Below are 7,444 nucleotides of genomic sequence, written 5' to 3'. Positions count from 1 at the left end.
GTTCGCGGCATTCTGGTCGCTCTGCACGGGCAGCACGGTGGTCTCGTCACTGCTGATTCGACGAGGCTGCTTCGCGGTTTCCCCGCTCGCGCCGTCCGCATCAGCGGTCTGTTCGGTTTGCTCCCCTTGGGCCTGTCCGTCATCGCCGCCTTTGACATCCTGAAGTTTTTCCGAAGACGCCTTGAGGATGTTCTGGTACAGCTGCGAGGACACCGCGGATACAATCGAGCCGACAGCCACGCCAATCACCGATCCGGCGATGCCGATTCTGGCCGACAGCAGGAACGAGGTGACCGCCGCAAGCGCACCGGCGACAAGTTGCGGTACTGAGATTCCCTTGAAAAAGTTCTTCACATTGCTGACTGTATCGGAAAAAGCAGGAACACGCTGGGCGCGGGCTGAAAAATCGCGCCATGCTCACAATGCGGATGCGTGTCGCAAACGGCAGATGTATCGGTTAAGTCGTTGCGCTGTCTTTCCTTCCCGCCGTATACACGGTGCGACATCGGCTCTGGTTCGTTCAACGGCCGGGCTGTTTGTTCGCGCGTATGGGAATAATAAGCCGGGTGACTTTCAACGACACCTTGACATATTCTCAATCGTCCGCCGTGCTCGATGCGCCGGAAGGCCTTCCGGAAGCTGTTTTCTGGGACATGGACGGGACACTGATCAATTCGGAAGTTTACTGGGCGGCGGCCGAACAGCATGTCATCGAGCTGCATGGCGGCACGTTCAGCGACGAGGTACCGCTGCGTGCGCGCGGCCAGTCCACCCCGCGTCTGCTCCAGATTGTGCAGGAGTACATTCCCACGCATGTGGACCCCGATACGCTGCGCTCCGAAATCATCGGTTATGTGATTGACCGCGAGCGCGAGAAACCATGCTGGGCCACCGGTGCGGTCGAGTTGCTTGATGTGCTGTCGCAGGCCGGTATCCCGAACGTGATTGTGTCCGCCTCCCCTCGCGCGATGGTCGACAACATGGCCCGCCAGGCGCCCCAGGGCGCGTTCGTCGGATACGTGTGCGGCGAGGATGGTCTGGCCGCGAAGCCGGATCCGGCACCGTACTTGCGCGCCGCCGAAATCGTGGGCGCTGACCCTGCCAACTGCCTGGTGTTCGAGGACTCCCCTGTCGGTTTGCAATCCGGCGGCGCGAGCGGCGCGACCGTCGTCGCCATTACCGGGTTTACGCCCGAAGGCGTGGTCTTCGACGGCCCGCAGGTTACCAATATCAAGGATTATGTGGGGCTCGGCCTCGACGATCTGGCGAATTTCATGGAGCTCGGTTCGCTCGAGAAGTAATCGCCGGGGATACCGGTTCCGCGTATCAATGATGCTCTGCTTTTGCCGACGCTGAAACGTCCCTCAGCGTCGGCAGAAGGTCACACGCACAACACGCTACAGGGTTTGCTTCCCTCACCGCTGACATGTGGGTCCCGTCTAACGTGACCGGCTTTTCAAACAGCCGCGAAGGCCGACGGCAGGATTATTTGCGTTTGGTGACCACGGACATGATGACCGCCGCGAAAATCAGCGAGAAACCCACGATCGAGGTCCAGCCGATTGCTTCGCCCCAGAACATGGCTGAGAATGCGACGGCGAACAGGCTTTCCGTGCACATGATGATGGCCGCGCTCGACGGCGGAACATGCGCCAGACCGATATTCTGCATGATTTGCGCCATCGTGGTCGCTCCGATCAGCAGATACAGGAAACTCATGATGACATCTGGCGCAAGCCACGACGCGTTCGGAAGCGGTTCAGTCAGCAGCGCGCCAATCAGGAAGAACACATCGGCGACGGCGAACTGCATGAAAGTGACGGCGATCGGATGGAAGCGCTGGGTGTAGCGCCCCAGGAAGGTGAGATTGAACGAGAAAATCACCGCGTTCGCGATTGTCATCCAATCACCTTGACTCAGCACAAGCGAGCTTGAACCGGGTTTGAGGGCGACGAAGCCCACGCCGGTCAGGCAGATGACCGCGGCAACAAGATTGATCAGCTTGGGGCGTTGTTTGGTGATCAGCCATGCGGCGAACGGGGTGAGCACGCAATACGAGGCGGTCAGGAAGGCGCTGCGCCCCGGGGCGATGGTTTTCAGGCCTTCGGTCTGCATGACCATCGTGCCGTAGTAAGTGACGCCCACAACCAGTGCGGGAATGATGATATCGCGGGTGAGCGCGGGAATGATCACCCGGTGGAACAGAATGAACATGATCAGGCAAGAGCCGGTCATACGCATGGCCATGAGCCATTGGGGCGTGATGGCACTCATCGCCACCTTCGCAACCAGATAGCTGCCACCCCACAGGGCGGCGCAGCACAACAGCATGACACGCGCGAGGTTCGGCGGGAAGGTGCGCGACATACGGCTGCGGAATTCCTGGAAGCGGCTGCGTGCACGCATAGGTCTCTCCTCCTTCGCCTCGCGGGCTTCGATGCTCGGCATAATGATTCCGGCGTGGGTGTGCTGGCCATCGTCGGTTTCGCCGTACTCACGATAGCCACCGCGCGGAAAGAACACGCCCGGAGGTCATCCGATTTTTCACAAGGTTCACCTCGTTGAAATCTTATGCCGCCGTCATTAGCGGGATATATCGGCGATACGAGGGATTACAGCCAGCGGCGACCCGTATCGGTTAGACAGTCTCGACGCCCGCGGCGAAACCGTCGTGAGATACCTCACAATCCGCGGTGTCATACCAGCAATGACCAGGGAACTGCCGTAAGCTGATATCACCGGTTCGTACAAGCGCCGGCGACCCGGTCGGCAGCCGCGATGCGGCGGTGCACAGGGCGCCTGAACGGCACACGCAGACCAAGTACCATGAACCACAAGCGAAAGGAACATCATGGCCACCATCACCCCGGAAATGAAGGAATTCATCGCCAACCACCTGCCTTGGGTGGCGACCATCAGCAAGGACGGACAGCTTAACATCGGACCGAAGATGTCCACCTTCGTGCTTGACGACCATCACATCGCCTACCACGAGCGCACCGCCCGCCAGCATTACCAGAACCTGCTGGACGGCAGCGAGCTGGTCATCGGAGTCGCTGACCTCGAGACCAAGACCGGCTACCGGTTCCGCGGCAAGGTGACGCTGCACAGCGATGACGCGATTTATGAGGAGCAGGTCAAGGTCGCGGAGCGCAACGGCACCAAGAAGCCGGCGGTCGTGCCGGTGCTGGAGGTCACCGAAATCGACGACCTGACCGCGGGCGCAAAGGCCGGCACGGTCATCGAAAAGGACTGAGCGCGGGCAAGAACGCGAGCGGCGGCATGACGGAAACCCGTCTGCCGCCGCTTTTTCGTTGTTTTATCTTCTGCCGCAGCCCCGCTATCGGCCCGTATAGCGGCGGATGTCAACCGGCACGTGCATCCCGCCAAAGGTGCCTGGATGTTCATCCCATACGCCGGGAATAATCGCCCCGCAATCAGGGCATGTCCCGTCGGCGGTCAGCCGGTATCCGGTGATGTCGTACCAGTCACGCTCAATCAACCTCGCCCCGCAAGACGGGCAGTATGTGGTGCCGCCGTCGCGGTCCGACACGTTGCCCGTATACACGTAGCGCAATCCCTCTTGTAGCGCAATCCGGCGTGCGTGCAAGAGCCGCTCCTTGGGTGTCGGGGGCACGTCACGCATGCGGTAGTCGGGATGGAATGCGCTGAAATGCAGGGGCACATCGCGTCCGCAATGTTCACGCAGCCATGCACATTCGGCGTGCAAGGTCCTGTCGTCATCGTTGTGACCGGGAATGAGCAATGTCGTCAATTCCACCCAGGTGTCCGTGCCGTTGACCGCGTAGTCGATTGTCGCCAGCACATCAGCCAGATGCGTGCCGGTGTCATGCCAATAGAAATCCTCGGTGAAGCCTTTCAAATCGATGTTCGCCGCATCCATGTACCGGTAGAATTCAGGCCGCGCGCAGGCGGACATGTATCCTGCCGTGACCGCGACTGTGCCGATGCCATGGTCACGGCAGGCGTGGGCGGTGTCGATGGCATATTCGGCGAACACGATGGAATCGTTGTATGTGAACGCGACGGACGACGCGCCGCATCCCTTCGCCGCGTACACGATGTCATCGGGCTGAGCATCGACCGCGTAAGTATCCCAGATGCGGGACCGCGAAATATCCCAGTTCTGGCAGAACCGGCAGCCGCTGTTGCATCCGGCGGTGCCGAAGCTCAAGATCGCGGTGCCAGGATGCCAATGATTGAGCGGCTTTTTCTCCACCGGGTCCAACGCGAATCCCGAACTGCGTCCATACGTGTCCAGCATGATGACACCGTTATGGTTGGAACGCACGAAACAGAAGCCCCGCTGACCGTCGCGCAGCTTGCATCCGCGCGGGCACAAGTCGCATTGCACACGGCCGTCCTCCAGACGATGCTGCCACCTGCCGATCGCCGGATCGCCGGGAACTGGACCCGTCGTCACCTCGCGTCGGCCGTCCGAGCGTGGGGACGGCATCTCATAGGTGTGCGAAAACGGGCTGGTCGGTTGGAATCCCCCACGCATCGATGCCGCGACCTCGTCCGGGTGGGGCTGATCAAGCGGCTGCCCGGCATCCGTGGATCCGTGTGACGGCTGTGATTCGCGCTCATGCATGGTGGTTCCTTTCCTTGCCGGTAGCATCGGTGTCGGCTGCGTTGGCTGTGTCGGGGGCGGCGGCACCGGCGGCATCTGCATCAGTCTCCGACGTGCCGATACGCGTATCCTGTATTCCCTTCTCATCGTAGGCACTGACGGTGTACGTCCAAGCCGCGAACCGCGCATCATTCCACGTGGTGTCCGCGCGCAAGCCCGCTTTGGACAGCAGATGACCGACGAAATCATGCGGATGCGGCAATTGATCCCACACCTGCGGCAGGAACGTGGCCCGGTGCCCGCGCCCGTCATCGATAACCAATCCGTCACGCCGGGGCACAAGCGAGGCTTCCAGCTGCGCGCGCGAGGTCACAGGCAACGCCCGTTTCGGGGACAGGACGGACACTTCGATGCTGATGCCGGGGTATTCCCACGGTTCCACCGGCCGGAAACGCGGGTCATGACAGGCGGCGTCCACGGTATGGCAAGCGACTTCCTCGCCCAACGGACGAGTCGCCTCGAGCGATCCGATGCACCCGCGCAAATCGCCTTGTTCGCGCAAGGTGACGAAACAGGCGCCGTCATGTTTCAGCCACGGGTGGGTTTCGCTTGTTTCCGCTGCGGTCGGTCCGTCGGAGTCGATGCCGCAATATCTGGCGAGCGCCGCCCGTGCGAGGCGAGGCAATACTTCCGCGGCTTCCTGCGGCAGGGATTCTTGCTGATTCTGCGGGTCTATGCAGGCATTGACGGTATTGCGGGCACAGCTGTCGGCATTGCGGACGGCATGACCGCTGTGCTCGCAATCGCCATCGTTCTCGCGGTCATCCCCGTCGCCGTCATGGTCGTCCTCCCACACAGCGAAGGAAGCGTAGCCGACAACCGCCTGATCAGGGTCAGCCATGTCCGGGCGGCACATCGGCAAGCCTGAATCCGCGAGTGCAAGCACTCCCCCGTCGCCTGATGTTGAGCAGCAGAGCGGCCTGATGGTAAGGCCTCGACGCCGGCACACGTCAATCAGCCCGTTAATCGGATAGGCGCCGCAGGCGTAATCGGGCACAATCGGCAGGATTCCGCCGGCGATGCGCGCAATCGTGTCATCGTCGAGCTGGCGTGCCACGTGTTCTGGATGGTAGTGAGACAGGTCCGAGCTGATGATAACGACGGTGGCGGGATCCTCCCAGAACCGGTCGATTAGCGCACCAAGCTCGCCGTGCGTGGTGTCCCCCGCGTTGAGCGGGATGATGCTGGTCTGCGGGCCGAGGACACGTTGAATCCAAGGGATATGTACTTCGACGGCATGTTCGCGCCGGTGGGTGTCATCGTTGACGATGAAGCCGGGGGTATCGGCATCGAGCGCGGCGCATTCGGCTTCGGTGTCAAAGGGCACCGTGCCGAGCGGGGTACGCCATGAACCGGCGGTGCAGCATGCGGTGCCGTATACCGGCACGCGGTGAGTGGGACCGATGATGACGGCACGGCGGATTCGTCCACGGCCGCGCGCAAGCAGACTGTAGGCGAGGGCCGCGGCGGTTCCGGAGTAGACGTACCCGGCATGGGGTGCGATGATGGCTTTCGGGGCGCCTTGAGGCAAGCAGCTGAGCAGATTGTGATGATGATTGAGCAAGGTGCGCGCATAGTCGAGTTGGCGGTCGATGATACCGCGTAGCGCTTCCGGATCGGCCGGGTAGAACGTTCCGGCGACGGCGGGTTGGCGGATCGCCCCCTGCCAGATCGGGTTCGCGCACGTCGGTATGCGCGGCTTGCGTCGTTCTGTTCCTGCCGCGACGTCGCTGCCGGGCATATGCTCATGTGGTGTGGTCATGGCGATCACCTCTCCCCTTCGATGATAATCGAGTGACGGGCAAGAGATGAACAAGCGGTGAACACAATGCATGGTATGTCCCGCAGTATGGTCGGTATCGGTACATGGACGGAATCGTCACACAGTAGGCACGCGACATGGCTGTCACCGGCGCACGGCGAGCACTGATGCACCGCCGACATCGCCACACGGCCTGCAAAGCGACACGGCCGGCACCACCGAACCGTTGCCATGCAAGACGCGCGGATGTTCGGATCCGGTGCGCGCCCATTCACAAACCGCCTACGCTCACGGCGGTCCTGGCGTAACCGGTTCGAGTAACTATTCGAACTATCTACGCTCACGACCTCCGTTGCGTCACCAGTTTGGGTACGCATACCAACTGGCTACGCCTAACTGCTTCTTGGCGTAGCCAGTTTGTGAGGAGAGGGAACTGCAGCGGCAGGATAGATTGCCAAGCAATCAGTGCAGCGTCGGGGCTTCCCACTGGTCCGTGTCCGCGATCGCGGGGCCGTGGTTATACTCGGTCATCCGCCAGCGCACGGTGCCGTCGGGCTGATCAGCTCCGGTCAGACGCGCCCAATGGGCGTTGAACATGGAGGTCATCGCCCCGAAGTCATGATTGCCTTGCGCCATGCCGAGCAAAGTCTGCAAGGTCTGGGAAATCCATGCCCCATGCGAGAAGACGAACAGCGTGGTGTCCGGGCCGGCGCGATGCGACCAGTCGTCAATCGCCTCGACGCCACGCTCCCCGACCGCGCCTTTCGGCTCGGCGCCATGCTTGAGCTCTCCGCCCGCGAAATGCCGCCATGACTGGTAGTCCTCGGTGAAATCGCGTTCAAGCTCTTCAAGCCGTAGGCCTTCCCACGCACCGAAACTGCGTTCACGCACCCGTGCATCCGGGTGCACGTCAAGCCCGAGCGGATCAGCGAAGGCGTGCGCGGTTTGCACGGCCCGGCCAAGATCTGAGCAGACGACCAGCTGCTTGGGGATATCCGGACGACCATCGACATACAAATCGCGCAAGG

At 61.6% G+C, this 7,444-nt stretch carries 6 protein-coding genes and 1 pseudogene; 2 read left to right on the top strand and 5 right to left on the bottom strand.

The genetic code is table 11. The features are described 5' to 3' along the window. Nucleotides 1–354 (bottom strand): annotated as a pseudogene (locus tag ACI38B_RS03020) (hypothetical protein); the annotation flags it as partial. 212 nt (nt 355–566) lie between these two features. Here ACI38B_RS03020 and ACI38B_RS03015 point away from each other — a divergent pair. Next, on the top strand, nt 567–1,301 hold the full coding sequence (locus ACI38B_RS03015) for an HAD family hydrolase (protein ID WP_439729474.1): 735 nt from the start codon (nt 567–569) through the stop codon (nt 1,299–1,301). Nucleotides 1,302–1,485: 184 nt separating this feature from the next. Here the strand turns inward: ACI38B_RS03015 and ACI38B_RS03010 are convergent, their stop codons facing one another. After that, nucleotides 1,486–2,406 (bottom strand): DMT family transporter, encoded by a 921-nt coding sequence (locus ACI38B_RS03010; RefSeq protein ID WP_439729475.1) that lies wholly within the window; start codon nt 2,404–2,406, stop codon nt 1,486–1,488. A 445-nt stretch (nt 2,407–2,851) separates the two neighbouring features. Between ACI38B_RS03010 and ACI38B_RS03005 the strand changes: the two genes are divergently transcribed. Further along, nucleotides 2,852–3,256 carry a pyridoxamine 5'-phosphate oxidase family protein gene (locus ACI38B_RS03005; RefSeq protein WP_033507463.1) on the top strand — a complete coding sequence of 135 codons (405 nt, stop codon included), beginning with the start codon at nt 2,852–2,854 and terminating at the stop codon, nt 3,254–3,256. An 84-nt stretch (nt 3,257–3,340) separates the two neighbouring features. Here ACI38B_RS03005 and amrS read toward each other — a convergent pair whose 3' ends face one another. The 3 genes from amrS to ACI38B_RS02990 all read right to left on the bottom strand — a co-directional run. Further along, nucleotides 3,341–4,615, bottom strand: a complete 1,275-nt coding sequence (amrS, locus tag ACI38B_RS03000; RefSeq protein WP_439729473.1) for an AmmeMemoRadiSam system radical SAM enzyme — start codon at nt 4,613–4,615, stop codon at nt 3,341–3,343. Then, nucleotides 4,608–6,416, bottom strand: coding sequence for an AmmeMemoRadiSam system protein B (amrB, locus tag ACI38B_RS02995; protein WP_439729472.1), 1,809 nt, complete (start codon nt 6,414–6,416; stop codon nt 4,608–4,610). The genes amrS and amrB overlap by 8 nt, the downstream gene beginning before the upstream one ends. 462 nt (nt 6,417–6,878) lie before the next feature. Beyond that, nucleotides 6,879–7,444 (bottom strand): histidine phosphatase family protein (locus tag ACI38B_RS02990; RefSeq protein WP_439729471.1); only part of this gene is annotated, 566 nt, incomplete at its 5' end.

Source organism: Bifidobacterium sp., from assembly GCF_051876855.1.
Classification (GTDB): domain Bacteria; phylum Actinomycetota; class Actinomycetes; order Actinomycetales; family Bifidobacteriaceae; genus Bifidobacterium.
Note: the sequence above shows the minus strand (reverse complement) of the source record. Positions and strands in the feature narration are given on the sequence as shown.